Origin of the sequence: uncultured Rothia sp. (genome assembly GCF_963544205.1) — a bacterium.
Taxonomy (GTDB): Bacteria; Actinomycetota; Actinomycetes; order Actinomycetales; family Micrococcaceae; genus Rothia.
On record NZ_CAUUDY010000003.1, the window covers coordinates 21,797 to 48,188 of the forward strand.

19 protein-coding genes are annotated in these 26,392 nt (G+C 60.5%); 13 read left to right on the plus strand and 6 right to left on the minus strand.

Annotation, left to right across the window (positions count from 1 at the left end; translation table 11 throughout):
- Positions 1–80: 80 nt before the first annotated feature.
- The 5 genes from RWZ58_RS02805 (at position 81) to RWZ58_RS02825 (ending at position 5,052) form a co-directional block, all read left to right on the plus strand.
- Positions 81–824 carry a glycosyltransferase family 2 protein gene (locus RWZ58_RS02805; protein ID WP_314657247.1) on the plus strand — a complete coding sequence of 248 codons (744 nt, stop codon included), beginning with the start codon at positions 81–83 and terminating at the stop codon, positions 822–824.
- A gap of 2 nt (positions 825–826) precedes the next feature.
- Positions 827–1,204, plus strand: a complete 378-nt coding sequence (locus RWZ58_RS02810) for a DUF2304 domain-containing protein (RefSeq protein ID WP_314657248.1) — start codon at positions 827–829, stop codon at positions 1,202–1,204.
- Positions 1,205–1,253: 49 nt separating this feature from the next.
- Positions 1,254–2,129, plus strand: coding sequence for a glycosyltransferase (locus RWZ58_RS02815; protein ID WP_070689884.1), 876 nt, complete (start codon positions 1,254–1,256; stop codon positions 2,127–2,129).
- Between the two features lie 155 nt (positions 2,130–2,284).
- Entirely contained in the window at positions 2,285–3,457 is a 1,173-nt protein-coding gene (locus RWZ58_RS02820; RefSeq protein WP_314657251.1) for a hypothetical protein, read from the plus strand.
- A 302-nt stretch (positions 3,458–3,759) separates the two neighbouring features.
- The gene (locus RWZ58_RS02825) at positions 3,760–5,052 is read left to right on the plus strand and encodes an MFS transporter (RefSeq protein WP_314657253.1); all 1,293 of its coding nucleotides are present in this window, start codon (positions 3,760–3,762) and stop codon (positions 5,050–5,052) included.
- Positions 5,053–5,136: 84 nt separating this feature from the next.
- Here RWZ58_RS02825 and RWZ58_RS02830 read toward each other — a convergent pair whose 3' ends face one another.
- Positions 5,137–6,051, minus strand: coding sequence for a shikimate dehydrogenase (locus RWZ58_RS02830; RefSeq protein WP_314657255.1), 915 nt, complete (start codon positions 6,049–6,051; stop codon positions 5,137–5,139).
- Positions 6,052–6,291: 240 nt separating this feature from the next.
- Here RWZ58_RS02830 and RWZ58_RS02835 point away from each other — a divergent pair, with 240 nt between their 5' ends.
- From RWZ58_RS02835 to RWZ58_RS02850, 4 genes are all read left to right on the plus strand, one after another.
- Positions 6,292–11,181, plus strand: coding sequence for an NAD-glutamate dehydrogenase (locus RWZ58_RS02835; RefSeq protein ID WP_314657256.1), 4,890 nt, complete (start codon positions 6,292–6,294; stop codon positions 11,179–11,181).
- 451 nt (positions 11,182–11,632) lie between these two features.
- Positions 11,633–12,988, plus strand: a complete 1,356-nt coding sequence (locus RWZ58_RS02840; RefSeq protein WP_314657257.1) for a hypothetical protein — start codon at positions 11,633–11,635, stop codon at positions 12,986–12,988.
- 33 nt (positions 12,989–13,021) lie between these two features.
- Positions 13,022–14,737, plus strand: coding sequence for a GT4 family glycosyltransferase PelF (gene pelF, locus RWZ58_RS02845; RefSeq protein ID WP_314657258.1), 1,716 nt, complete (start codon positions 13,022–13,024; stop codon positions 14,735–14,737).
- Positions 14,727–15,923, plus strand: coding sequence for a putative glycoside hydrolase family 15 protein (locus RWZ58_RS02850; RefSeq protein WP_314657259.1), 1,197 nt, complete (start codon positions 14,727–14,729; stop codon positions 15,921–15,923). The genes pelF and RWZ58_RS02850 overlap by 11 nt, the downstream gene beginning before the upstream one ends.
- A 137-nt stretch (positions 15,924–16,060) precedes the next feature.
- Here the strand turns inward: RWZ58_RS02850 and RWZ58_RS02855 are convergent, their stop codons facing one another.
- On the minus strand, positions 16,061–17,497 hold the full coding sequence (locus RWZ58_RS02855) for a glyceraldehyde-3-phosphate dehydrogenase (RefSeq protein ID WP_314657260.1): 1,437 nt from the start codon (positions 17,495–17,497) through the stop codon (positions 16,061–16,063).
- A 287-nt stretch (positions 17,498–17,784) separates the two neighbouring features.
- On the opposite strand from RWZ58_RS02855, the gene RWZ58_RS02860 reads away from it, so the two are divergent.
- From RWZ58_RS02860 to RWZ58_RS02870, 3 genes are all read left to right on the plus strand, one after another.
- On the plus strand, positions 17,785–18,720 hold the full coding sequence (locus RWZ58_RS02860) for a carbohydrate kinase (RefSeq protein ID WP_314657264.1): 936 nt from the start codon (positions 17,785–17,787) through the stop codon (positions 18,718–18,720).
- 84 nt (positions 18,721–18,804) lie between these two features.
- Complete coding sequence (locus RWZ58_RS02865) at positions 18,805–19,350, plus strand: YbhB/YbcL family Raf kinase inhibitor-like protein (protein ID WP_314657265.1); 546 nt, start codon at positions 18,805–18,807, stop codon at positions 19,348–19,350.
- Between the two features lie 68 nt (positions 19,351–19,418).
- Positions 19,419–20,231 (plus strand): HAD family hydrolase, encoded by an 813-nt coding sequence (locus tag RWZ58_RS02870; protein WP_314657266.1) that lies wholly within the window; start codon positions 19,419–19,421, stop codon positions 20,229–20,231.
- Between the two features lie 329 nt (positions 20,232–20,560).
- Here RWZ58_RS02870 and RWZ58_RS02875 read toward each other — a convergent pair whose 3' ends face one another.
- From RWZ58_RS02875 to RWZ58_RS02890, 4 genes are all read right to left on the minus strand, one after another.
- A complete protein-coding gene (locus RWZ58_RS02875; protein ID WP_070832390.1) occupies positions 20,561–21,895 on the minus strand; it encodes a uracil-xanthine permease family protein in 1,335 nt (444 codons plus the stop codon).
- Between the two features lie 255 nt (positions 21,896–22,150).
- A complete protein-coding gene (locus RWZ58_RS02880) occupies positions 22,151–23,236 on the minus strand; it encodes an acyl-CoA dehydrogenase family protein (protein WP_314657269.1) in 1,086 nt (361 codons plus the stop codon).
- A 30-nt stretch (positions 23,237–23,266) separates the two neighbouring features.
- Positions 23,267–23,791, minus strand: a complete 525-nt coding sequence (locus RWZ58_RS02885) for a DUF4242 domain-containing protein (RefSeq protein ID WP_314657271.1) — start codon at positions 23,789–23,791, stop codon at positions 23,267–23,269.
- A gap of 482 nt (positions 23,792–24,273) precedes the next feature.
- The gene (locus RWZ58_RS02890) at positions 24,274–25,734 is read right to left on the minus strand and encodes an oligopeptide:H+ symporter (RefSeq protein WP_314657275.1); all 1,461 of its coding nucleotides are present in this window, start codon (positions 25,732–25,734) and stop codon (positions 24,274–24,276) included.
- Between the two features lie 309 nt (positions 25,735–26,043).
- On the opposite strand from RWZ58_RS02890, the gene RWZ58_RS02895 reads away from it, so the two are divergent.
- A complete protein-coding gene (locus RWZ58_RS02895) occupies positions 26,044–26,376 on the plus strand; it encodes a rhodanese-like domain-containing protein (protein ID WP_314657277.1) in 333 nt (110 codons plus the stop codon).
- Positions 26,377–26,392 lie beyond the last annotated feature (16 nt).

Consider the following 26,392-nt stretch of genomic DNA (forward strand, 5'->3'; position numbering starts at 1 on the left):
TGAAAGCCGGTATGTCCACAAGGGCATGCCGGCTTTCGCACGCACGGTAAGACACAATCGTTAGGAGGGGTAACTGCCCTATGGGTTCTCCCACATCGTCCCTTACCCCCCGCACGTTCCCTCGTACGCTGGTGATTATGCCCGCCTGGAACGAGGAAGAAGCGCTACCCGGCACTATTACTGAGCTGCAGGAGACGGTACCTTTCGTGGACCTGGTGGTGGTCAATGACGGCTCCACCGACAACACCTCCGCCGTGGCTCGTGAGGCGGGCGCGTTTGTGATTGACCTGCCCTACAACATGGGTGTGGGTGCCGCCATGCGCACCGGCTACAAGTACGCGCAGCGCATGGGCTACGACTACGCCATGCAGGTGGATTCGGACGGCCAGCACCACCCCGAGAGCATCCCCTCGCTCATTGAGGCGGTGCAGGATTACGACATCGTGATTGGTTCCCGCTTTGCCGATGGTGCTGCGGACTATGAGGTATCCGGTCCGCGCAAGTGGGCGATGGGCCTGCTGTCGTTTCTGTTTACCCGCGCGGCGGGTACCCCGTTCACGGATGTGACCAGCGGTTTTAAGATTGCTAACCGCCGCGGTATCGACTTCTACTGCCGTAACCTGCCCGCCGAATACCTGGGCGACACGATTGACATCACCGCCATGGCAATTAGCAATGGTTTGAAGGTGCGTCAGGTGCCGGTGCATATGCGTGAGCGTCAGGGAGGTACTCCCTCCTCCGGTCCGCTGAAGTCTGCCATCTATCTGGTTCGTTCACTGTTTGCCTACGGCATTTCGGTGAGCCGCCGCCCCGAGGAGAAGTAGCCGTGAGCGCCAGTGTTTTCTTCTTGATCCTTGCCATTCTGGTCTGTACTTTTGTGGTGATTCAGGTACGTAACCAGCGCATGAAGGAGCGCTACGCCGCCCTGTGGCTGATTATTGGTGCCATCATCATTGTGTTGGGTGCTTTCCCGACTCTTCTCAATGGTGTGGCGGACTTCGTGGGCGTAGCCTTGCCGGTGAACCTGCTGTTCCTGCTGTCGATTCTGCTGCTGATGGGTGTGAGTATTCACCTGACCCTGGAGCTGTCGCGCCTGTCGGAGAAGACCCGCATCCTGGCTGAGGAAGTCGCCATTTTGAAGGCGCTTCAGGAGCAGCCGGAGGGTGCATCCGGTGCGAAGAAGCGTGACCAGCAAGATTCTTAGTCTTTATCTTTCAGTACTTTTCACCCCTTGTGAGTTGGAGTAATACCCCATGACCGTTGATATTCTGTTCCCTTACTACGGCGACGTCGCCATGATGAAGCAGGCTGTGCTGTCTGTGGTCGGTCAGACCAACCCGGACTGGCGCCTGATTGTCGTCGATGACGGCTACCCGGACGACTCGATTCCCGGCTGGTTCGAGTCCCTGAAGGACGAACGCATCACCTACATGCGCAACGAAACCAACCTGGGTGCGAACGCGAACTACCGCAAGTGCCTGACCTTCGTGGAGAACGAGCTGGTCACCGTCATGGGTGCTGATGACGTCATGCTCCCCAACTACGTGCAGTGGCTCGTGGACGCGGCGGCTAAGCACCCCGAGGCTTCCATCTTCCAGCCTGGCGTGGTTGTGATTGATGAGAACAACGGCCTGTCGAACACCCTGGTGGAGCAGACTAAGGCGTTCTACCGTCCCAAGGGTGAGGCTGTTCTGCAGGGCGAGGAGCTGGCCACCTCCCTGCTGCGTGGCGCGTGGTTCTACTTCCCGTCCCTGGGCTGGCGTAAGGACGCTATCGTGGGTACCGGCTTCCGCGAGGGCCTGAACGTTATCCAGGATATGGCGCTGATTCTCGACATTACGATGCGCGGCGGCTCCCTGTACTACGATCCGCAGGTTGCGTTCATGTACCGCCGCCACGGTGGTTCTGACTCGTCTTGGCGCGCCCTGGAGGGTACCCGCTTTGAGGAGGAGCGCCGCTACTACAACACCATGGTTGAAGAGATGAGCGCCCTGGGCTGGAAGAAGGCTGCTCGCGTGGCTCGTATCCGTTTCTCCTCGCGCGCTCACGCGCTGACTCTGCTGCCGAAGGCGGCTCTGGCGAAGAAGTGGCAGGGTGTTAAGAACCTTGCCGAGCACGTCGTAAAGTAAAGACTTCAATCTAATAGGTGCGACCAGTAGAGAACGGAGATAGCGTGGAATCATCGGCAGAGTCCCAGCCGAAGAAAATGACTCGTGGTCATTCGATGGCAATTTTGGGATCGTCCGGTTTAGCTGCACTATCTTCTCTAGGAATTACCGTTGTTGTGAAACGGTTTCTGGAGGGCGAAAGCCTGACGGAGTTCCTTCTCTTCTGGTCGCTCCTTTTTGCCCTCTACGGTGTGGTGGTAGGTATCCAGCAGGAAGCTACCCGCGCCGTGGGCACTGCACGCCGCGATGGTAAAACTGGGGCACGTATTGCCCCTATGGGTGCTCTGGTGGGTCTTATTGTGGGCGGTCTGACCTTAGTGACGAGCCCTCTGTGGGCTCCTGCTCAGATTCCCTTGAGCGGGTTTAACGGTGTGCTTCTTCTGAGTGTCGGTGTGGCCCTTTACGCCATGCATATGACTCTCTATGGTGCGTCTGCTGGTCAGGAAAGCTGGTACCTCTTCGCGAGCGTGTCGGGGTTTGACGCTATTTGGCGCATTGTGGCTATCTGTGCGGTTGGTCTGGTCTCTGCGCATCTCATCGGTCTTGAAGCCGCAGCGGTTTCTCCGGTACTTCTGTGGCTGCTGATGGTGCTTCTGCTGCCGGAGGCACGGCGAGTTTTTGGCTCTCGTGCGGATGTTTCATCGGGTCGGCTACTGTATAACTACACGCTGTCGATGGGGTCGTCGACTGCTAACGCGGTTCTTATGATGGGCTTGCCGCTTCTGTTGAACGCGAGCATTGATTCGAATGACTCGCTGCAACAGGTTATTTTGGCGGTTCTGATTCTCGCGATTTCGATTACGCGCTCGCCGATTATGATTCCTCTGCAGGCTTTTCAGGGTGTTGCGGTGTCTGCTTTCTTGAAGCAGCAGAACCATCCGTTGCGTGCTTTTGCGAAGCCTGCTGGTGCACTGTTGGGTGTGGGTCTTGTGGGCGCTGCAGCGGCTTATGTGCTGGGACCGTGGCTGTTTGGTCTGCTTTATCCGCCGAAGCCTTCAGAGGTTGAAGCGTACGCCGAGGTGGTGACTTCTCCGATGCTTGCGCTTCTGGTGTTTGCTTCTGCTTTCCTGGCGCTTTTGGTGCTGTCGGGGTCGCTGGTGATTGCGTTGAATATGCACCGCTCTTATGTGGCTGGTTGGGTGCTGGCGGCTGTGGTTGCTTGTGTTGTTGCGGTGTCGCCGTTGCCTCTTCTAACGCGCACTCTTCTTGCCCTGTATGCGGGTCCGATGCTTGGCCTGCTAGTGCATTTGGCCGCGATGGTGTGGCATGCGCGTTCTGCATCGAAGTAGTAGCAACGCTGAGATGAAGAGTATTTGATAAATAAATGATGAGGGGTTGAGCAGACGAATAGTTATGCTCAACCCCTCATTTTTTGTCGCATATGAACTGGCTGGGGTTGGAGGTGTCAGCCCGCTATCCCTACTTCACACTCTGTCTTCATGCTCTGTCTTCATACTCTGGGAACTTAGGTAACCCTATGGAAAACGTGCGGTACGCTCCCTACACTGGAAGGGCACATTGACAGACTGCGCGGGCCGCCCACACAGCCGCCCCGCCCCTCCCAACGGGTACACCACCGAAGGAGCCACCCATGAGCCGACGCACCGACGCGCCCGCCCGATCACCACGACGAGCCGCCCTCGCCAGCTGGATAGGCTCCGCCCTCGAATACTACGACTTCGCCGTCTACGGCACCGCCGCCGCAATCGTGCTCAACCGCATCTTCTTCCCCGAAGACACCGCCGCCATCGGCATCCTCAAGTCCATGGTCGTTGTGGGTGTCGCCTACGTGGTGCGTCCCTTCGGTGCCATGATTGTTGGCCCCCTCGGTGACCGTTACGGCCGCCGATTCGTCCTGATGCTCACCCTCTTCCTGATGGGTGCCGCAACCTTTGCGATTGGCTGTCTGCCGACCTATAGCCAGGCGGGTATTATCGCGCCGATTCTGCTGGTTGCCTGCCGTATGCTTCAGGGCCTCTCCGCCGCCGGTGAGCAGGCAAGTTCCATCTCCATCTCCCTGGAGCACGCCCACGAACACCAGCGTGCCTTCACGACCAGTTGGACCCTGCAGGGCACCCAGTTCGGCTCGCTGCTGGCGACCGCCGTGTTCATTCCCTTCGCCGCCCTGCCGGATGAGCACCTGCTCACCTGGGGCTGGCGCGTACCCTTCTGGCTCTCCGCATTCGTGGTGGTCACCGCCTGGCTGATTCGCCGTACCCTCTCCGAGCCGCCCGCCTACCTGCAGCGTGAGAAGCTCACCGAGTCCCCGCTCGTGCTGGTCTTCAAGCACCACAAGCGTGCCGTGCTCACCATCGCCGTGTGCGCCATGGTTAACACCGTGAACATGGTCTTCACGACCTTCGCGCTGTCTTTCGCCACGAAGGGTTACGGGCTGGACCGCAGCACCATGCTGCTGGTGCCGGTCGCCTCGAACACTCTCGGTTTGATTGCTATTCCGCTCGCCGCCATGCTCGCCGACCGGATTGGCCGCAAGCCCGTGTTCATTACCGGTGCGGTGGCTTCTTCCCTGGTGATGTTCCCGTACCTCGGCGCGATTACCGAGGGTAACTGGGTGGGTATCTTCGCCTACGGTGTGCTCATGCACGGCGCGCTATACTCCATGGCGAACGGCGTGTGGCCTGCCTTCTACGCGGAGATGTTCCCGACCCGCGTTCGCGTGACCGGTCTGGCGCTCGGTACCCAGATTGGCTTCGCAATTTCCGGAGGTGTAGCACCCGCCGTGGCGACCAGCCTCGCAGGTGCCGACCTGCATAACGCGGTGCTGCCCGCCGTGTTCACGGTTGCCATGTGCGTGCTCGTGGCATTGGGGGCTTTGACGGCTCGTGAGGGGTACAAGAAGACCCTGGCTGAGCTGGACGCATAGCCCGCAGAATATATTCCGTATATAGAATAAATACAGGTGGGGCTGGATAGACAACTATCCAGCCCCACCTGCGTGTTTAATTTTCTAAACCCCCTGCTGTGCCGCAATCAGCGCCTCAAAATGAGCCGCCATGCGCTCGGCGTTCGGTTCCAGCCCGGTGAAGAGGCGGAACGCATCCACCGCCTGACCCACTGCCATGTAGCCACCCGTCAGCACCTCGCACCCGGTGGCACGTGCCGCGCGCACCAGTTGCGTCTGCTGCGGCAGGTAGATGACGTCCGCAACCCACAGACCCTCGCGCAGCACCCCGGCATCCAGTGCCGACTCGCTCAACGGCATACCCGGATGCATGTGCATACCCACCGGGGTTGCGTTCACCAAACCCTGAGCTTCCAGTAGAGCTTCAATCAACCGCTCATCCTTGGTTAGCACCTCGATTCGGGTCTGCGGGAAGAGCCCGCCCAGCTGCTCCGCCAGCCCCTGAGCCTTCGCCGCGTCACGCTCGAAGAGACTCAGGCGGCGCACCCCCAGACGGCACAGTGCGTACGCGGTGGCGCTGCCGGCACCGCCGGCACCCAGCTGCACCACGTGCTCCAGGCGCGCTGGATCCTCCGCGACCTGCGGCAGGCCGCGCTTTAGACCCGCGATGAACCCCGAATAGTCCGTGTTGTCGCCGTAGAAGCTGCCGTCCTCGCGAATCACCACGCAATTGACCGCGCCCAGGGCGCGGGCGGCATCCGAGAGCTCGTGCAGGTGCTCCATGACGGACTGCTTGCACGGGTGCGTGATGTTGAAAGCGTTAAAGCCGAGTAGCGCCGCCGCATCCAGAAGCGCCGGTGCGGAGGCACCGTCCAGGTTCAAGGCGTCCAGGTCGACGGGGCGGTACAGGTAGCGCACGCCGTGCGCGTCCGCCTCTGCCTCGTGCATGGGAGGGGTCAGTGAGGAGGTGATGCCGTCACCAATGAGGCCCACCAGGAAGGATTCAGTACGCAAACTCATAGTTTCACTGTACGTGTCCGCCTCGTAAGATGCACCTACTTTCTTGAACCCGTACCAAATGCGCGCTGGAGTTGGGAAGAAGATAAAAATAATTTCTACGCCCACAAGAGCGATATGTCTGACAGAAACATCTCAAAGGTATAAGCTTGGTATAAGTACTCGCGCGCCGCATGGCGCACATGAGACCACACAGACACCGTCACAGTGAAGTGATACCGATATTCGGAGGATAGATTGTCAATGACTGACAAGGCTATGGCACACTTCGCTGGCGCCGATGCATGGGTCGAGCAGTATTTCCTGAACAGCCCCGAAGATGAGCGTGAAGAGTTCACCCCGGCAGAGTTAGAGGATTTGGCTCGCACCCACCGTGCGCTGGCTCAAATCCGTATGCCTAAGACCCCTGTCGTTGCCGCACGCAACGACGCATATAACACCACCCTGTACGTCGCGACTGACGACATGCCGCACATTGTCAGCTCCCTGACCGCATGCCTCGCCGCGCACTTTGGTGGTTTTGTCACTATTCTTCACCCCACTTTTCTTGCCGAACGTGGCCCGGACGGTAACCTCCTGAGCCTGCGTGGCACCGGCATGCGCGGCAACCTTGCCAGCGGCGATACCGCAACTCTTGGCGTGCCCTCCCTCAAGCTCAGCGATAACGCCCCCGAAGGCACCACGGTCGCTATTGAGTCCTGGATTGCGGTCCGCCTGACCCGCTACCTCACCGAGGAAGATCAGCGCCGCTGCGAGAAGGAAGTTGAGCGCGTCCTCGCTGACGTTCGCGCCTGCCACACCGACCTGGACGCTATGGTCACCCGCGTTTTCGACCTGGCGCAGTCCATGTATGACCTGCGTGGCGCAACTCTGGGCCACGGCGAAGAGTCCTACGCTGCCCACCCGCGCGGTGTGGAGCCTGCCTCCCGCGTGGAGGTGGCACAGGACTTCCTGCGCTGGCTGACCCGCGGCAACTTCGTGTTCATGGGTGTGAAGGAGCGCGTGCTGGACGGCACCTCCGGCACTATTTCCCTGGTGGACCGCCCCGGTTCGGCGCTCGGTATTTTGCGCACCACGGAGGGTAAGAGCCGCATCCCGCTTTCGGGTGAGACCCTGGAGCGCGCTCTGTTCCCGCGCCCGCTGTACATCACGAAGGCGAATTCCCGCTCCACCGTCGCACGCAACGACTACCTGGACTACATTGGCGTGCGCCGCTTCGACCTGAACGGCCGCGTGATTGGCGAGTACGTCATCCTGGGTCTGTTCACCCGCCAGGCGTACGCGCTGCCCGCCGTTGAGACTCCGCTGGTGCGTGAGCGTATCGCGATGGTGCGCCGCCGCCTCGGCTACCACCCCGGTTCTTACTCCGACAAGGCGCTTTTGGGTGCCCTGGAGGATTACCCCCGCCTGGAACTGCTGCAAGCTTCCGCCAATGAGCTGACCGAGACCTTCGGCGGCATCATGGGTCTGGAGGAGCGCCGCAAGACCCGCCTGTTCCTGCGTGCCGACCGGTTTAACCGGTTCATTACCGCTGTGGTGTACCTGCCTCGGGACCGCTACAACACGAACGTGTGCTCCCGCATCCAGCAGGTGTTCCGACAGGAATTTGATTTGAGTGCCATCGACCATGAGGTGTACCTGTCCTCCTCATCGTTGGCGCGTCTATTCTTCCGCATTCGGCTCACCAACCCCAACGATGTGCCGAAGACGGATCATCAAGCTCTCGAAAAGCGACTGCAAGAAGCCGCCCGCTCCTGGGTGGAAGCAACCGCAGCTGCTATTGAGGCATGGAAACCCGGAGCGGAAGGCCGCCGACTCGCATCAGCCTGGGCAGATGCGACTAGCGCAGCCTACCGAGCCGATTACACAGTAGAACAAGCAATCGAGGATATCGTGATTCTTGAATCTCTCTCGGGCCAGAAGCCCGCCGCAATCAAGGTTGAAGCCGGCGAAGCCAACACTACCCGACTGAAGACCTACCTGTCCGCACCTCACACCCTCACCGAGCTTCTGCCGGTTATGCAGAATATGGGCCTGGTCGTTGTTGATCAGAAGCCCTACGAGTTCAAGCCTGAGGATGGCGAAGACTACGGCTACCTCTACGACTTCGGAGTTGAATTCCCCGAGGGCGTGGACGCAAACGCTGTGGCTTCCCTCTACGAGGATGCCCTGAACGCATACCTGCTCGGTGAGCGCGAGTCCGATACCCTGGACCGCCTGATCCTGGCTGAGGGCCTGACCTGGCAGGAAGTACGCCTGTTCCGTGCCCTGAACCACTACCTGATTCAGCTGGGCCTGGGCTACACCCCGTCCTTCATGTCGAACACCCTGCTCGCAAACCCGACCATCACCAAGCACCTGGTCGAGTTCTTCGAGGTCAGCTTCGACCCGAACAACGGTCTCAACGATGAGCAGCGCAACGCGCGCCGTGAGGAAATCGAAGCAGCACTGGTTGAGGAACTGAACCAGATCCCCACCCTGGACGCTGACCGCTACCTGCGCTCCCTCGGCAAGGTTGTTCGCGCAATCCTGCGCACCAACGCATACCTGGCTGACCGTCCCGCACTCGCATTCAAGGTGGCACCGCAGGAGATTGACTTCGCACCCCTGCCCCGCCCCAAGTTCGAGATTTTCGTCTACTCCCCGCGCGTTGAGGGTGTTCACCTGCGCTTCGGTAGCGTCGCACGTGGTGGCCTGCGCTGGTCCGACCGCCGTGACGACTTCCGCACCGAGGTTCTGGGCCTGGTCAAGGCACAGATGGTGAAGAACGCTGTCATTATCCCCACCGGTGCGAAGGGTGGCTTCTACCCCAAGCAGCTGCCCGACCCCGCAGTGGACCGCGACGCATGGATCACCGAGGGCCGCGAGTCCTACAAGGTCTTCATCGGCTCCCTGCTGGACGTCACCGACAACCTCGCAGTTGGCACCGACGGCACCGAGACCGTCGTTCGCCCCGAGGGTGTTGTGGCACGCGACGCTGACGACTACTACCTGGTGGTTGCAGCGGATAAGGGCACCGCAGCATTCTCTGACACCGCAAACGCAATCAGCCTGGAGCGCGGCTTCTGGCTGGGCGACGCCTTCGCATCCGGCGGCTCCGTCGGCTACGACCACAAGGCAATGGGCATCACCGCACGCGGTGCATGGGAGTCCGTCAAGCGTCACTTCGCTGAGCTCGGCCACGACGCTCAGACCGAAGAGTTCACCGCAGTCGGCATCGGCGACATGTCCGGTGACGTGTTCGGTAACGGTCTGCTCCGCTCCAAGGCAACCCGTCTGGTCGCAGCATTCGACCACCGCGACATCTTCCTGGACCCGAACCCGGACGCTGCTGTCTCCTTTGACGAGCGTCAGCGCCTGTACGATCTGCCCCGTTCCTCGTGGCAGGACTACAACCGCGACCTGATTTCCGCCGGTGGTGGCGTGTACTCTCGCGGTCTGAAGTCCATCGAGATCACCCCCGAGGTGCGCGAGGTCCTGGGCCTGGACGAGTCCGTCACCGAGCTGGCACCGACCGAGCTGATTTCCGCAATCCTCAAGGCACCGGTTGACCTGATTTACAACGGTGGTATCGGTACCTACGTGAAGGCCTCCACCGAGACCAACGCACAGGTTGGCGACAAGGCTAACGACGCACTGCGCGTCAACGGTAAGGACCTGCGCGCCAAGATTGTTGGCGAGGGCGGTAACCTCGGCTTCACCCAGCTGGGCCGTATCGAGGCTGCGCTCAACGGCGTCATCCTCAACACCGACGCAATCGACAACTCCGCAGGTGTGGAAACCAGTGACCGCGAGGTCAACATCAAGATCCTGGTGGACCGCCTCGTGGCACGCGGCGAACTGCCCGTTGAAGAGCGCGCCTCCTTCATCGAGTCCCTGCAGGACGAGGTCGGCGGCAAGGTCCTCGAGACCAACGTCGAGCAGAACGTCCTGCTGCAGGGTGAGTTCCACGGTTCCTTCCTGGGCACCAACCTGTACAAGCGCCTCATGCACGACCTGGAAGAGCACGCTGGCCTGAACCGTGCCGTCGAGTTCCTGCCCACCGACGAGGAGCTGGACGAGCGCCTGGAGACCACCGGCGACCGCCTGACCCGCCCCGAGCTGTCCGTCCTGGCTGCGTACGTGAAGATTTACCTCACCCACGCACTGGAGCAGACCGACTTCGCGGACGACCCCTACCTGGAAGGCGTTCTGCGCAGCTACTTCCCGGCAGCACTCGTCGAGCGCTTCGGTCAGCACCTGGACTCGCACCCGCTGCGTAAGGAAATCATCTGCACCCGCGTCGCTAACGAGCTGGTGAACATCGGCGGTATCACCTTCGCATACCGCGTGATGGAGGAGTTCAACGTCGGTATCGATTCCGTCGCACGCGCCTTCATCGTCGCTCGCGAGCTCTTCGAGCTGGGCACCGCAGCTAAGCTGCACCGCGAACTGCCCCCGAAGACCCCGCTGGATGCATGGTTCACCGTTCTGCGCGACAACCAGCGCGTTCTGGATCGTGCGGTCCGCTGGTTCATCACCGAGCGCGGCGTGGTTGCTGGTACCAGCATCTCTGAGCTGCTGGAGACCTTCGGTTCCGTCGTCGAGATGCGCCACAACCTGCCCGAGTACCTCTCCGGCACCTCCCGTGCTCGCGTCCGTGCAAAGCGCGACGCAGGCGAGGCATGGGGCCTGCCCGAGGAGCTCATCGTCATCTGGATTCGCGGCTTCGAGGGCTACGCCCTGCTGGATGTTATCCGTTCGGCACGCGACCACGACTTCGAGGCATCTTCGCTGGCACCGGTCTACTTCGCAACCTACGACCGTTTCAAGGTGGACGAGCTGCTCGGCCTCATCTCGGACCTGCCCCGCAGCGACCGCTGGGAGATCCTGGCACGTCAGGCACTGCGCGGCAGCCTCTACGAGACCGCTGCAGGTCTGGCACTGTCCGTGGCAGAGGGCGCTAAGGGTGACTTCTCCACCGTGGACGGTGCGCAGAAGGCACTGGCTACCTGGATTGAAGAGCACCCGACCCGCGTGGGCAACATTGACCGCATCCTGAAGGAGATTGGCGAGGCCGCTCTCGACGCATCCGGTCACCCGCGCTTGGCTGTAGTGTCCGTGGCACTGCGTACTCTCTCGAGCGCATCCTAATCAGCTAAGACCCGTTAGGGTCGCCGCTTAGAGCATCCCGGTTCCCTCCCGGTTGGGGAGGGGCCGGGATGCTTTTGCGCAGGAGCATGTTGGGTGGGGACACTCTGCATAGTGACACTCTGTGTAGGGATACTCTGGGTGGAGACGCCCCCAAAGGTTATTGCACAATGTGCATATTGCTCAGAATGTCACACTCACTAGGCGTTTTGTGTTTTGGCATGATGCACATTATGGGGGTGTGTCCTAAATCCCTTCAAATATCAAGTAGAGGGTTAAGGAAACCAAAGGTTTTAGTTGATATATGCCGTATATTGATTCTCGGCGGCATCAGCGCAAGCCATTGGGACCCGGTACTTCACGGCACGACAAGTATTCCCTCTGGCACGTCACACGGTGCTGTTAAAACACACTGCCCCTAATCTTTACAATTATCGACTGAAAGTCTGCAAGATTGTCTACCAACCACGGTACTGAGGAAAAAAGCAACAACGCATGGCGCCTCCTCATTAACTTTCTGCTTTACGTCTCTCCGGTCGCACTGCTGACCACCATCTTCCCCATCGTCACTCCGACGATTAACCGGTACAACCTCGATGGTGTACCCCTGATTCAGGTGATCCTGGCAGCGTCCATTACCGTTCCTTGGCTCAGCCAGGCAGCCTGCCTGCCCCTTTACCGTGCTATCCAGATGGAGCACAAGAAGATTGCGGACGCCCGCGAAGGCCTGCGTATTCACGCTGAAACCCTTGAGCACCAGCTCAAGCGCGCCGAAGCACGCGCCGTACGCGCGCGTATGTCCGAACCGCAGTTCCAGGACATTACCGACCTGACCGCGTTCACCCGCAACTGGCTCTACCTCTTCTTCATGACCATGCCGCTGGTGTTGCTCTTCGCAATTCCGGTCGCCCTCGTCCTTCACTGGAGCCCGACTGCATTCGGTGCGTTCTTCGTTCTGGGCGTTCTTAACATTGCGTTCGCGCAGTTGCTGGTCATTCCGAACCTCGCGAAGAACCGCATCATCTGGTTCATCGCGTGGCTCGGCTACTCTCTTGCCCTGCTCTGCTACCCCATCATCTGGTTCCTGCCGCCGCTGGTTGGTTCGATCATCCTGCTGGTGAGCCTCGGCAAGGACCTGGTGCACCTGCTGCACTTCGCACGCATCCCGCTCAAGGACATTGCACTCGATGCCCTGCGCGGCTTCTTCACCGGCTCCATCATCTGGGCCGATAAGTACATGCTCTTCCTGGTCACCGGCGGCGAAATCAACGTCGTGGCAATCTACCTGAGCCTGATCCCCTGCGTTATCGCCTACAACTACTTCTTCGTGGTGGAGGCAGACCGCGTCAACGCAAGCATCCAGCACCTGTGGACCATCTTCGACCGCCTGCCCTACAAGGGTGTTCAGGCGGAGTCCTCGAAGGCTCTGCGCGCCTCCAACCACGCTATCCGCAACTCCCTGTTGATTTACATCGCCAGCGCTATTGTCACCGGCATCCTGATGTTCATCTTCCTGCCGCAGTCCTACCCGCTGGCGCTCTCCGGCCTGGTCGTGGCGTTCCTCTTCGTTGCAGTGGCACTGCTGATCTACCAGATTGAGTACATGACCATGTACGTCACCGTGCAGCTGCTCTCCGCAGCCCACCTGGTGCTGCTCTTCATCTCCTTCATGATCCTGCCCAACGAGACCGGCTACCTGCCCATCATCGTGGGCGAGGCAGTGCTCGCCTTCGCCTGCTACCGCGTCTACCGTCAGGCGTGGGCAGCACCCGAGTACTCCCTCTTCTGGCGTCGAGCCCTCGCCTGGTAAGAAACGCACGGTCCGCGAAAGATACATACGACAATGACTGAACAGATGTACCGAAACCACTACGCGCCGCTGCAGCTTCCGGCTCCCGGCCCCCACTACAGCGACCCCGAATACCCGGACGTTGACGTCGCCATCATCATGGAATCCACCTACCCCTACCTCAAGGGTGGTGTGTCCGCGGTGGTGCACGATATCGTCTGCGAAAACCCGGATTTGACCTACGGCATCATTCACATCGCCTGGGATAAGAACTCCCCCCACGAAGACCTCTACGGCATGCCCGAGAACGTCAAGTGGGTCAAGGTGCTGTACCTGAGCCTGGAAGTCAACCGCGAGGCCTTCGCGGAAGCCTGCGACCCCTCCGCACTGCGCATGAGCTTTGCGGAGCGTCAGGCGCTCACTCAGCGCCTGATGGACGGCTTCAGCGCCCTCATCGCTGGCGACGTGAACCCCCTCTGGAAGCTCTACGACGAGGGCATCAACCCCGCAACCCGCAGCTACAACCTCTTCGGCCTCTTCGGAACCCGCGAGTTCATGCAGGCTATTGCGGGCCTGGGCTTCTTCTCCGAGGTACCCTTCGGTGAGCTCTTCTGGAAGGTGCGCGACTTCGTCTCCATCCTCTTCGCAATCCTGCACGAGCGGATGCCGCACGCCCGCGTCTACCACGCCCACACCACCGGCTACGCGGCACTCATCGCCGCCGCAGCCGCACGTGACCACGGCACCAGCTTCCTGCTGACCGAGCACAACCTCTACATTCGCGACACCGTGAACACCAAGCTCGAACGCAACATGGCGAAGCCCGTCACCACCGACTACGCCTTCCTCAATGAGGAGCGTGAGCACCCCGGCCTGGGCCCGGTCACCCTCGACGAGCGTGCCTGGTGTGTCTGGTTCGTTGAGATGGGTCGCTTCTGCTACCCGAGCGCCGACATGGCAACCTACCTGTACCCCAAGGCGCTGGAAGAGGCACGCGGTATCGGTGCGCCCATCGACCAGATGAACGAGGGCGAGAAGGACCGCGCAATTATTCTGCCCAACGGTATGCTCATCGAGTCCGTGGCGGAAGCCTACTACGCCCGCCAGGCGGCACGTGCCCGCATCCTCGCTGAGGGTCGCGGCCACGTGTGGCGCTTCGTGTTCATCGCCCGCGTGGTGCCCATTAAGGGCCTGACCGACCTGATTCGCTCCCTCGCGGTGCTGCGCGATCAGGGCCTGGTGAACTTCCACCTGGACGTGCTCGGCCCCAAGGACCACCTGCCCGAGTACTACGAGCTGTGCCTGCGCACCATCGAAGAGCTCAACATGGGCGAGTACATCACCTTCCACGGCACCGTGAACGTGCGTGCGATGCTCGACCGCTTCGACCTGCTGCTCATGCCCAGCTACAATGAGGGACAGCCGATTGTGGCGCTCGAGGCGATGGCTGCGTCCATCCCGCTGGTCAGCACCGACGTGGGCGGCATGTCCCAGCTCATCGACGATGTGCTGGTCGCCCCCGACGGCCACGAAATCGGTAACTGCGGTATCTTGACCATCCCCGGCGATATTCACGGCTTCGCGGCGGCGCTGCGCACCCTCATGGAGGAGCCCAGCATCTACGAACGCTACTGTGTGAACGCCTACGACCGTATCGTCAGCTTCTTCCAGCTGCGACTGGTCATGGACCGCTACAACACGATCTACCGCGAGCTGGGCAAGCTGCCTCCTCGCGATCCCGAATTCGACCCGGAGTACGATGGCGAATAAACTCAACCGCTTGGGCGGACCCGGCAAGTTTGGTGCCTGGGTCCGCTACGGCGGCAAGCCCATTACCCAGCAGCAGCTTGATTTTGCGGTCAAGAACTACTCTGTCGCAATCCTGCAGCCCTGGGAACTGGACGCAGCACGCTACCTGAAGAAGCGTGCACCTCAAATGGTGGTGCTGGCGTATAAGTGTCTGTCTTCCACCCGCTCTTACGAGCCCGGCCCGATTTATTCCTCGGGTGTGTCTTACCCGCTGGCGCAGTCGATGGCGAACTCCGGTAAGGATTTCTTCGCGCACCGCCTCAACGGTGACCGCATCGAGTGGAAGGGCTACCCCAAGCACTTCCAGATGCAGGTGTGGAACGCCGACTACCGTTGGCACTGGGTGGACGCTGTGGTGCGCGAAATGCGCGACTCACCCTTCGACGGGGTCATGGCGGATAACGACGTGGAGAACGACTACTACGGTCTGGACCTGCCCATTCAGGGTGTGGAGTCCATGACGAAGATCCGTGAGCACCTGGATTTTCTGGTTGCCTACGCCGGTATTGAGCTGAATAAAATCGGCAAGATTCTGGTGCCCAATATTGCTGAAGCGCGTCTGCGCTGGGGCAAGTGGGAGCGTCACAGCGCCTACGGTGGCGGCTTTGAGGAGGTGTGGCTCGGCTGGGGTCCGAACGACTACCTGTCTTCGCCGTATGCCGTGATGCAGGGCCGCGAGATTGCGAACGGCTCGGCGGGCGAGGTGAAGCTGGGTGCTACTTTTGCGGGCTTGGGTGGCCGTAGTGCTGCCTCGCAGAAGAAGGTGACGATTCTGCGCACCCCGCTCAGTGACCGCAAGGCTCCGATTACCGGCACGGATGAGAACTTCCTCTACGGTTTGGCGGGCTTCTGGGTGTTCGGTGGAGGCGCCTTCACCGGCATCAGCGCAACCCACCACGACGCCTACGACGAGATTCCGCACGCCCCCGAGCTCTCCTACGACCTGGGGGACCCGGTCGGCGGTATTATCGCGCAGAAGACCGCGCAGACCCGCGCGTTTACGAACGGCTGGGCGGCACTGAACACCGGCTCAAAGGATGTGACCGTGAAGGTTCCCTCCGGTCTGGTGGATGCGGCGAACCGCCCGGTGCCCTCGAGCTTCACGCTGCGGGCGCATCAGGGTGTGGTGTACCGCCGTAAGGCGTAAATCGCCGCTTGCACAGTACCGCCTGTGAGCGTACTGCTAGCGCATATAACCTCATAAACAAACCCACCGGCAATATAGCCAAATGGCTATATGTACCGGTGGGTTCGTTATATGTGTGTCAGATGAGCTGGGGTGACCTACTTAGCGGGGTAGGAGGGCACGTCGTAGCCGCCCATACGCTCCAGAACGCGAATCACCTGGCAGGAGTAACCGAACTCGTTGTCGTACCAGACGTAGACAATTGCGGAGTCATCGGTCACCACGGTAGCCAGCGAGTCCACAACACCCGCGGTGCGGGAGCCCACGAAGTCGGTGGAAACAGCCTCGGGGGAATCCGAGTAGCCCACCTGGCGGCGCAGAGCACCGTCAATGGACTCGCGGCGGAACAGCTCGTTCAGTTCCTCAGCGGAACCTGCGGGCTTGGTCAGCTTCACGTTCAGGATTGCCATGGAGACATCCGGGGTGGGAACACGGATAGCGTTACCGGTCAGCTTACCCTCCAGCTGCGGCAGAGCCTTCGAAACAGCCTTAGCAGCACCGGTCTCGGTAATGACCATGTTCAGCACAGCGGAACGGCCGCGGCGGTCACCCTTGTGGAAGTTGTCAATCAGGTTCTGATCGTTGGTGAATGCGTGAACGGTCTCAACGTGGCCGCGCTCAACACCGTATGCGTCATCCAGAACCTTCAGCGCCGGAGTGATTGCGTTGGTGGTGCAGGATGCTGCGGAAAGGATCTTGTCCTCATCGGTGATAACGTCATCGTTCACGCCGAACACGATGTTCTTCATGTCGCCCTTACCGGGAGCGGTCAGCAGAACACGAGAAATACCGGGGCGGTTCAGGTGCTGCTCGAGGCCCGGAACGTCGCGCCAGCGGCCGGTGTTGTCCACCAGCAGGGCATCGTTGATGCCGTACTCGGTGTAGTCGACAGTGGTCGGGTCCGAAGAGTAAATGAAGCGAACCGGAACACCGTTAGCGATGATGGTGCTGTTCTCCTCGTCCACCTCAATAACGCCCTTGAAGGGGCCGTGGACCGAGTCGCGCTCCAGCAGGGATGCACGCTTGACCAGGTCCTTATCACCGTTCTTACGCACCACAACAGCGCGCAGGTTCAGACCAGAACCCAGCGGCGAGGAGGAACGCTCCAGCAGAATACGAGCCAGCAGGCGACCAATACGACCGAAGCCGTACAGCACAACGTCCTGCTCCTTCGGCTGATCACCCTGGTGGTTCACGGAGGAACCCAGCTGCTCGGGCAGCCACATGGACAGCTCGGGGGAGCCAGCCTCGTGATGTGCCTTGTGCAGAGCAGCAATGTTAATCGAGCAAGCGCCCAGGTTCAGCTCAGTCAGAGCACGAACCAGCTCGAGGGAGTGCGCGGGGTTCAGGGGCGCACCATCGATGTGGGATACGAAATCGTGCAGCTTCAGCAGCTCAATGACAGACTTGTTGACCAGGCTGCGGCCGTGAATGCTCAGCACCACACCGTTCTCGCGGTGGAGCTTACCAATGAGGGGGATCAGCTCCTCTGCGGTAGCCTCACGGTTAACCCAGGTAGCGGTTGCAGTCGTCACGTATGACCTTCTTCCTAACTTCGTCGTTGGAGGGTAGGCGCGACGATGCTGTCGCGTCAATACCGTGCCGGGCGTTAAGACCCGGCGTCGGTTTAAGTCTAACCCGTGTGAACCCCTCCAGACCCTCAAAATTAGCGATATTGAGGCTAAAAGTCAGAAGAGACAGAAGGCAGTTTGTGAACCCACACGGCAAGCCAACACAAGCCCTCAGAAGGGAAAGCAAAACCACTTTAAATACCCACAAAAACACACGCCACGAGGGCACAAACATGAGTAGAATTGAAACCATGTTGACTGTAATCGGTGAAGCACTCGTAGACGTCGTCCACCAGCACGACGGAGAAACCCACGCCTACCCCGGCGGATCGCCCATGAACGTAGCCGTCGGCGCGCGCCGCCTCGGCCACTCCACCAACTTCGTCGGCCACTACGGCCCCGACACCTACGGCAAGAGCATTGACGCGCACCTGGAAGCATCCCAGGTGACCCTGCCCTTCGAGCACAGTGCCGAGCGCACCTCCGTCGCCCAGGCAACCATCGGTGCCGACGGCGCAGCAGAGTACGAATTCGACATCACCTGGTCCCTCGACTCCGTCGCCGAGAAGCTCACCGAACTGGCACGCACCTCCGATGCAGTGCACACCGGCTCCATCGCCGCCATGCTCGAACCCGGCGCACACGTGGTCGCCGCAGCCTTCGAAGCAGCCCGCGACAGCGCCCTGCTCAGCTACGACCCGAACTGCCGCCCCACCCTCATCCACAACGTTGACGAGGGCCGCGCATGGGCTGAAAAGTTCGTCTCCCTCTCCACTGTCGTGAAGGCATCCGACGAGGACCTGCAGTGGCTCTACCCCGACCGCTCCCTCGATGACACCGCCCGCGCATGGCTCGACCTCGGCGCAGAACTGATGGTCATCACCCGCGGCGAAGACGGCCCCATCGCCTTCACCAAGAAGTACCCCGAGGGCATCAGCCAGCCCGCACACCGCGTGGAGGTTGCGGACACCGTCGGTGCTGGCGACTCCCTCATGGCGGCACTTATCGCAGGTCTGCTCGACCGCGGCATTGCCGGTCCCGAGGCGCGCGCTAAGGTTGCCGCACTGACCGCAGAAGAGATTGCTGACCTGCTGCGTTTCTCCGCAACCGCAGCCGGCATCACCGTCTCCCGCGCGGGCGCTAACCCGCCCACCCGCGAAGAACTCGACGCCGTACTCAACGGCTAAAAAAATTCACGCCTCGCCGGCGGATAGCTCACTCTGTCCGCCGGCGTCGCCATATCCACCCGCACCCCAACGCTGAGGAGCACCATGACCAACATTGGCACCGCGCCCCTGCCCCGCGAACCCTACGCGGGCATGCCCGAACTGCCTGAATTTACCCTGACCTCCACCGACATTCAGGACGGCGGCACCGCCCCCGAATGGATGCGCTCCGCACTCTTCGGCATTGCTGGTGGTCAGGACCGCTCCCCGCAGCTGTCCTGGAGCGGATTCCCCGAAGGCACCAAGTCCTTCGTGCTGACCTGCTTCGACCCGGATGCGCCGGTCCCCAGCGGCTTCTGGCACTGGACCGTCTCCAACATTCCCGCCAGCGTGACCAGCATCGACACCGGCGCGGAGGCACCCGCCGGCGCCCTGACGCACCGCAACGACGCCGGTGTGGCGGGCTTCCTGGGTGCTGCGCCTCCGGCTGGTCACGGCCCGCACCGCTACATCTTCTGCGTCACCGCCGTAGACGTGGAGAAGCTCGACATTGACGAGAACGCCACCCCCGCCGTCGTGAATTTCAACCTGCTCGGCCACGGCCTGGGTCGCGCGTTCCTGACCGTCACCTACGCGGAACCGGCAGCCTAGCGGCGCAGCCTCACTAGACCCGCGCCCTAACCAGCACCGACACCCCCATCACCGAAGGCAAACACTGCATGATTAAACTCATCGCCAGCGACCTGGACGGCACCCTCATCGGGCATGACTTCCGGTTCCGCCCGCGCACCCTGCGCGCCCTCGAGGCCGCTCGCGCTGCCGGAATTGACATCGTCTTCGTCACCGGCCGCCCGAGCCGCTGGCTCACGCCCCTGCGCGAACAGACCGACTTCGACTCCTACGCCATCTGCTCCAACGGCGCCGTGGTGTACCACCTGGGCGCGAACGAGGTGGAAGAAGTCAACGGCGCTGATCCCGCGGTGATTGCCCGCGCCCACGAGCTGCTAGAGCCCATGTTCCCCGACGCCACCTACACCCTCGAAACCGTGGATACGGTTTACATTCAGGGCCCGCACGACGGCGGCGAGGTGCTCGAGGGTGCCCGCGTGGTGGAGGCGAAAATCGCCGAAGCACTGGAACGTATCGGCTCAACCCCGGTCATTAAGTACCTGATTCGTGTGCCCGGCATGGACCCGGATATTCTGCAGGCGCGCGTGCATCAGGCGGTCGGTTCGCTCGTGTCGGTGACCCGCGGCGTGGTTGGCGAGCCGCTCGTGGAGATGGGCTCTAAGACCGTGAACAAGGGCAGGATCCTGGAGAAGTTTGCGGTGCGCCACGGCATTGAGGCGCACGAGGTCATGGCGTTTGGTGACATGCCGAATGACGCGGAGATGCTCTGCTGGGCGGGGGAGGGCTTCGCCATGGCGTCGGGTCAGCCAGCGCTCATTGCGAAGGTGGGGCGCACCTGCCCGCCCTTCGACGAGGACGGCGTGGCGCAGACGATTGAGGCGATGCTCGCCGAACGGTCCTAGCCGCTTAGTGCTAGCTATCCAGCGCGAGCCACCCAGTACTAGCCAGCCAGTACGAGCGACTGGGTGAGCCTCCGCAGACATAACTTAGACATAACGCAGACATAAACTTTTATGTCTACACATAAAAAATTTGAGTCTAGACATAAAAATTTATGTCTAGACTCAAATTTTTGTGTCTGATTTACATCTGATTTGTGTCTAAGCAAGGTAGTCGTTTGTACATAACACCCAGAAGACGCAAAAGCGGCCCGGATGGAAACCAATCCATCCAGGCCGCTTTTCTGCGCCCTACGCATCAGGAGAATCACTCCTGCCGGGCGGTGAGGAGCTTAGTGTCCCTCAGTGCTCTTCTCAGGGTCGAAGGGCTCCAGCGGGTCGCCAGCAGCCTTCGTGTACTTCGCGATGAAAGTCATCAGGTGGAAGATAATCAGAGTTGCCGCGGTGCCCAGAGCAATACCAGCGAAGGACAGCTCACCGAAGGTCCAGGTGTAGTCCGCAATACCCACAATCAGCGCCACAGCGGCGGTAGTCAGGTTGATCTGGTTCGAGAAGTTCACGCGGTTCTCGCTCCAAATACGTGCACCGAGCATACCGATCATGCCGTACAGAACGGTTGCGGCACCGCCCAGAACACCCGCGGGAACGGTTGCAATTGCCGCACCGAATGCGGGGAACATGGACAGCGCAATCGCGAAGATAGCCGCCACCCAGTACGCCGCGGTGGAGTACACCTTGGTCGCAGCCATCACGCCGATGTTCTCAGCGTAGGTGGTGGTACCCGAACCGCCACCCATACCGGCGATGGTGGTTGCCAGACCGTCAGCCATGAGGGCGCGACCGGAGTAGTCGTCCAGGTTCTTGCCGCTCATCAGAGCAACAGACTTCACGTGACCGATGTTCTCAGCCACGAGCACCAGAATCACGGGGATGAACAGGCCGGCGAGCTCCCAGTGGAACTCGGGGGTCTGGAACTGCGGCAGGCCAATGATGCCCTGGGTCTGCACAGCCTTGTCAATCTTGGAGAAGTCCACCTCACCGCGAATCACGGCAGTGATGTAGCCGATACCCACACCCAGCAGGATGGACAGGCGACCAATAATGCCCTTGAAGAGCACCGAAATCAGGATGATGGAGCACAGGGTCACCAGCGCGGTCACCGGTGCCACCATGAAGTTGTCCTTAGCGCTCTTCGCCAGGTTGAAGCCAATCAGCGCCACAATCGAACCGGTCACGACCGGGGGCATGAGCTTGGTGAGCCAGCCGGTGCCAGCGAACTGAACGATTAGGCCGACCAGGAACAGCGCCGCACCCGCCATGACGATACCGCCTAGGGCACCGGCCGGGCCGTGCGAGTTCATAGCAGCCGCCAGGGGTGCAATGAATGCGAACGAGGAACCCAGGTAGGAGGGGACGCGTCCGCGGGTAATCAGCAGGAACAGGACCGTACCGATACCCGAGAAGAACAGGGTGGTTGCCGGCGGGAAGCCGGTAATAATCGGCACGAGGAAGGTCGCGCCGAACATTGCGACCACGTGCTGCGCGCCGATACCGATGGTAATCGGCCATGCGAGGCGCTCGTTCGGGGCAACGAAGGAACCGGGCTTGATGCTGCGGCCGTCGCCGTGGATCGACCAGTCAAAGCCGAGAAGCTTAGAGATGCTCAAAGGGAGCTCCTGAGGTGAATGTGGTGGTGTATAAAATTCCACATCATTCTACGCGTATACAAGCGTGGGTCACAGCTAAACGGGTGTAAATATGAGCAGGGATACGTTGAGTGGTGCATATATTCTCTTATCGTGGGCTCTATATCGCGTATATAGCCCAGAAGGCATCAATACCCTGTATATGCAATAAATCGCATATACAGGGTATTGATGCAAAGAGCGAATAAAAACACTCACTACAGCTAGCTCAGTGGCTTAGAGAGCGTCACGCAGGTTCTCCAAGTGATCGTAACGCGCCAGTTCGTAACGCAGGTGACCCTCGGTCGGGGACTGAACCGGCAGGAACGTCGCCTCACGCAGGCGGCGAGCCGTCGGGGAATCAGCCACGTAACCGGCGCCTCCAACAACCTGCAGCTCAAAGTGAGTAGCAATGGTTGCAAAGTGCGAAACACCCAGGCGCAGGCTCAGCAGGTCACGACGCTCAGCACGCTCCGGCTCAGACGCCAGGCGAACCAGTTCCTCACGCAGGCTCTGGTACTCAGTTAGAATCAGCGGGAACTCAGGGCGGAACACACCCTGAGAGACGTCCAGGTGCTTAGCAGCCTCCTGCAGGGCGCCAGCGGCGAGACCCAGGCAGAACGACGACTGAACCAGCAGGAACGGCGCGGTCACATCGCGCAGGAACGCCTCAATGTTGTCGCTCAGAATGTCCTCGCTCGGAACGAAAACGTCCTCGAACTTCAGGGTGCCGGACTCGGTGCCGTTCAGTGCCAGCAGGTTGCGGTGGTAGTCAATGCTTAGACCTTCAACATCCTGGCGGACCGTCACGATGTAGCGGTTCGGGTGACTCTCCGGGGCGTTCTGCACAGCCACCGGAAGAACAATCACACCGCCCGGGTACAGGTTCGACGCCCAGGAGATAGAACCGTTCAACTTCAGACCGCCCTCAACGAGGGTGCCCTCAACCTTGATCGGTGCCAGGCCCGAAGCCTCCTTGTACGCCGCCGCCATGGCGGTGGTGCCGCTGACGGTCGCATCCGCCAGGCCGGCGGGCAGCTCGCGACCCACAGCGTCGAAGAATGCAATGGTGGAGCGGTGAGCCCACAGGGAGAACGCCGTCGAGGCATCCTCAGTGGCAAGGTCGAACGCTACCGAAACCTGGGGGACCAGGGAGCCGCCGTCGCGACCCAGGGTAATCAGGCCGTCCTTAGCGATTTCGCGCAGGTTTTCGAAGGGGGAACGCTCGCCACGGTCAACCGCGCTAGCGTGGGTTCGGGCGAGTGTGAGCACCTGCTCGCGCTGGGGGTAGTCGTAGAGGGGCTCGAGAGTGAACTCGGACATGGGGTTTCTCCTAAGAGGGGAGCATCGCGTCTATGCGTGCAGCTTGAACAGTCGGTCAATGGGGGTGCTGACGGCCTTACGGGCGCGAACAACAGCTTCTTCGTCGGGTGCGTCGTAGAAGCAGAGGCACTTGGCGGTGTCTTCGCGAACGTAGGTGCGCAGGAAGGAAACCTCGGGTACTTCAGCGTACTTGGGGGCGTTTGCCTTCTTGCGGGTCAGGTACTGTTCCATGGTGATTTCTGCGGGGATGTCCCACTCAACCAGGTAGTCTGCGTCCTTCTTGAGCTTCTTGATGTCTTCGAGCTCTGCGCCGACCAGGCGGACTGCGTCGGGGCCTTCGACGGAGGCGCGCTCACCGATTGCTGCGGCGAGGTCGGGGCCGAATGCGGTGTTCTCGGATTCGATGATGACGAAGACGATCTTGTGGTCTGCGGAGACCTGGGTTTCGATGAGCTCGGCGCCGTTGGTCAGGGACGAGTTGACGGTCTCGATGAGTGCGGTTGCTTCGTCCTTGGACGGCTGTGCGGGGGTCAGTTCTACCAGGTAAAGTGCCATGATTTTCTCCTCGGCTAAGGGTTGAAGGGTCGTGCCGGAAGGGGTTTTCCGACTCGTTCTGGAATCACCTTAGACCTGTGGTTGAGGGCTGTCTAGTAGATTTCTGTTCGTGGCTTAATGCGTCCCTTTTTGACCCTGTGTGTCGTCATGCGCGTTCATGTGAAGAAATAAATCGTCACAGTCCCGCGCAGTAGTTCCACGCGCGGGAACCCGCCCGTCACAGAGGGGCTTATTGAGACAATTGCCCCCGATTTTCTTATTAAGGCGCTTAATAAGAAAATCCGCGCGGATTGTCTCATTAAGGAAAACCCTCTGGAGCCCCGGCTGCGGGCGCATACACCGGTGCATGCACCAGCGCATACAGCGAGGGCCCCGAACCCTTGGTAATTCAAGGATTCGGGGCCCTAGCCTATATGCGTTCGCCTACACGCTCACGCCGCCCAAAAATAGCGAGTCAGCGGTCTAGACAAGCAACTTTGTGGCTACTTCACGCCGCGCATGAGCTTCTGAACCGGCTTGTGCACCAGGAACAGCAGCACACCGGTTGCGATGGTGATAATACCCATCCAGGTGAAGTAGGGAACCTCAGTCTCCATGCTGTAGAACGGCGCCAGCCAACCGGAGAGCACGGTACCCATTGCCACGGAGGTGAAGTACAGCGCCATCATGTTCACGCGGTGCGCCTTCGGTGCGAGCTTGGTCGCCAGCGAAATACCGACCGGCGAAATGATCAGCTCGGCGATGGTGCAGACAAACAGAATCAGCACGATCCAGCCGACATTCACGCTCTGAACGCCCGCCTGAGCGAGGAAAATCCAGAACGCCAGACCGATAATAATCAGCGCTGCGGAGAACTTCAGGGTGGTGACCGGCTGGCGGTCGCCCCACTTGGTCCACAGGGCGGAGAACATCATGCCGAAGATGATGATGAAGACCGGGTTGATGGAGTTGACCAGGTTCGGGGTCAGCTCCATGCCCAGAATGTTCCAATTGAGGCGCTCATCCGAGTACACCGCCATGACGGTGAACTGCTGCTGGTACAGTGCCCAGAACACGGCGTTTGCAATCCACAGGGGAATGAACGCGGTGACGCGGGAACGCTCATCGGCGGTGACGTCCTTGGCGGTCAGCATCTGCGCGAATAGGGCGATTGCACCGATGAAGATGAAGGCCATGACCCAGTTCTTGAGGTTGTCTGCGGTCATCAGGCCGGTTGCTAGCAGAATGCCGAGAACCACGATGATACCGACTAGTGCCAGGGCGAAGTTACGCTTCTGAGCACCGGTGAAGGGGGTGCCCACGTGGTGTACGGATTCGGGCAGGTTATTGCGGGTCAGCGAGTACTGGATCAGGCCGGCAGCCATACCGATAGCGGCAAGGCCGAAGCCCATGTGGAAGCCCCAGGTGCTCCAGCCCCAACCGGTCAGGAGCGGGCCGAGCAGTGCGCCGGTGTTCACGCCGATGTAGAAGATGGTGAAGCCTGCATCGCGGCGGGAGTCGTGGTCGCCGTAGAGCGAGCCGACCAGCACGGATGCGTTACTCTTCAGACCGCCGGAGCCGATGGCCACCAGCAGCAGACCAATTACCACGCCCGGAATGCCGGGGATGAGGGAGAGGGAGATGTGACCCGCCATGATGCCGATGGCGGAGTAGAAGAGGGTACGCTCGGGGCCGAGGATGCGGTCACCGAGGATACCGCCGAGGATTGCCATGAGGTACACGACTGCACCGTACGCACCGATAACGCCGGTGGCGAGGTCCTTGTCGAGGCCCAGGCCGCCCTTGTCGGCGGTGTAGTACAGGTAGTAGATCATGATGCCCTGCATGCCGTAGAAGGAGAAGCGCTCCCACATTTCTACGGTGAACAGGTTCGCGAGCATGCTCGGGTGGCCGAAGAAGGTCTTGGTGTCCTTGGGTTCGGCACCTGTGATGGTGTTGGACATGGTGAAAATTCTTTTCTGTTGCGCCCGGTTTTCTGTGTGACCCGGACAATATGTGTATAAGTGTATACCCTTGACCATGCATATGTATACATGCAACGCACCTATACTTCACAGAATGTACTCTCATGCAGTGCATGAAAAACCATTTCGATTTTTTCGTATGCATCATTCCGGGAACCCACAAACCCCCAAATACCGGGCTAGATGCGTCACACACCCCCAACGCGATAGAGTGGAACCACAACTATGCCCACCCGGCACCTTGCCGTGCCGACCGGCTCATTTTTAACCATTTCAAAGGAGAACCCTATGACTGCTGTACCCCCGGTTGACCCCCGCGACGTTCCCGCAGGCGCAACCATCATCGACGTGCGTGAAGACTACGAGTGGGAGGGAGGCCACGCGACCGGCGCTAAGCACATCACCCTCGGTACCCTCACCGATCGTCTGGCTGAACTGCCCGCGCCGGGCGAGGACTTCTACGTTATCTGCCACGGTGGCGGCCGTTCGAACCGCGCGGCAACCTTCCTGCGCGAGCACGGCTACGCCGCACACAACATCGCGGGCGGCACCAGCGCATGGTTCGCTGCCGGCCTGCCGATGACCAGCGAGAACGGCGAAGCTCCCGCGGTCGTTCACTAAACCGTTGGTTCGCCTG

Excerpts from the sequence above, each read along its gene's own strand:
- RWZ58_RS02805 (WP_314657247.1), top strand. The coding sequence starts at position 81 with ATGGGTTCTCCCACATCGTCCCTTACCCCCCGCACGTTCCCTCGTACG.
- RWZ58_RS02815 (WP_070689884.1), top strand. The coding sequence starts at position 1,254 with ATGACCGTTGATATTCTGTTCCCTTACTACGGCGACGTCGCCATGATG.
- RWZ58_RS02825 (WP_314657253.1), top strand. The coding sequence starts at position 3,760 with ATGAGCCGACGCACCGACGCGCCCGCCCGATCACCACGACGAGCCGCC.
- RWZ58_RS02830 (WP_314657255.1), bottom strand. The coding sequence starts at position 6,051 with ATGAGTTTGCGTACTGAATCCTTCCTGGTGGGCCTCATTGGTGACGGC.
- RWZ58_RS02835 (WP_314657256.1), top strand. The coding sequence starts at position 6,292 with ATGACTGACAAGGCTATGGCACACTTCGCTGGCGCCGATGCATGGGTC.
- pelF (WP_314657258.1), top strand. The coding sequence starts at position 13,022 with ATGACTGAACAGATGTACCGAAACCACTACGCGCCGCTGCAGCTTCCG.
- RWZ58_RS02850 (WP_314657259.1), top strand. The coding sequence starts at position 14,727 with ATGGCGAATAAACTCAACCGCTTGGGCGGACCCGGCAAGTTTGGTGCC.
- RWZ58_RS02860 (WP_314657264.1), top strand. The coding sequence starts at position 17,785 with ATGTTGACTGTAATCGGTGAAGCACTCGTAGACGTCGTCCACCAGCAC.
- RWZ58_RS02865 (WP_314657265.1), top strand. The coding sequence starts at position 18,805 with ATGACCAACATTGGCACCGCGCCCCTGCCCCGCGAACCCTACGCGGGC.
- RWZ58_RS02870 (WP_314657266.1), top strand. The coding sequence starts at position 19,419 with ATGATTAAACTCATCGCCAGCGACCTGGACGGCACCCTCATCGGGCAT.
- RWZ58_RS02880 (WP_314657269.1), bottom strand. The coding sequence starts at position 23,236 with ATGTCCGAGTTCACTCTCGAGCCCCTCTACGACTACCCCCAGCGCGAG.
- RWZ58_RS02885 (WP_314657271.1), bottom strand. The coding sequence starts at position 23,791 with ATGGCACTTTACCTGGTAGAACTGACCCCCGCACAGCCGTCCAAGGAC.
- RWZ58_RS02890 (WP_314657275.1), bottom strand. The coding sequence starts at position 25,734 with ATGTCCAACACCATCACAGGTGCCGAACCCAAGGACACCAAGACCTTC.
- RWZ58_RS02895 (WP_314657277.1), top strand. The coding sequence starts at position 26,044 with ATGACTGCTGTACCCCCGGTTGACCCCCGCGACGTTCCCGCAGGCGCA.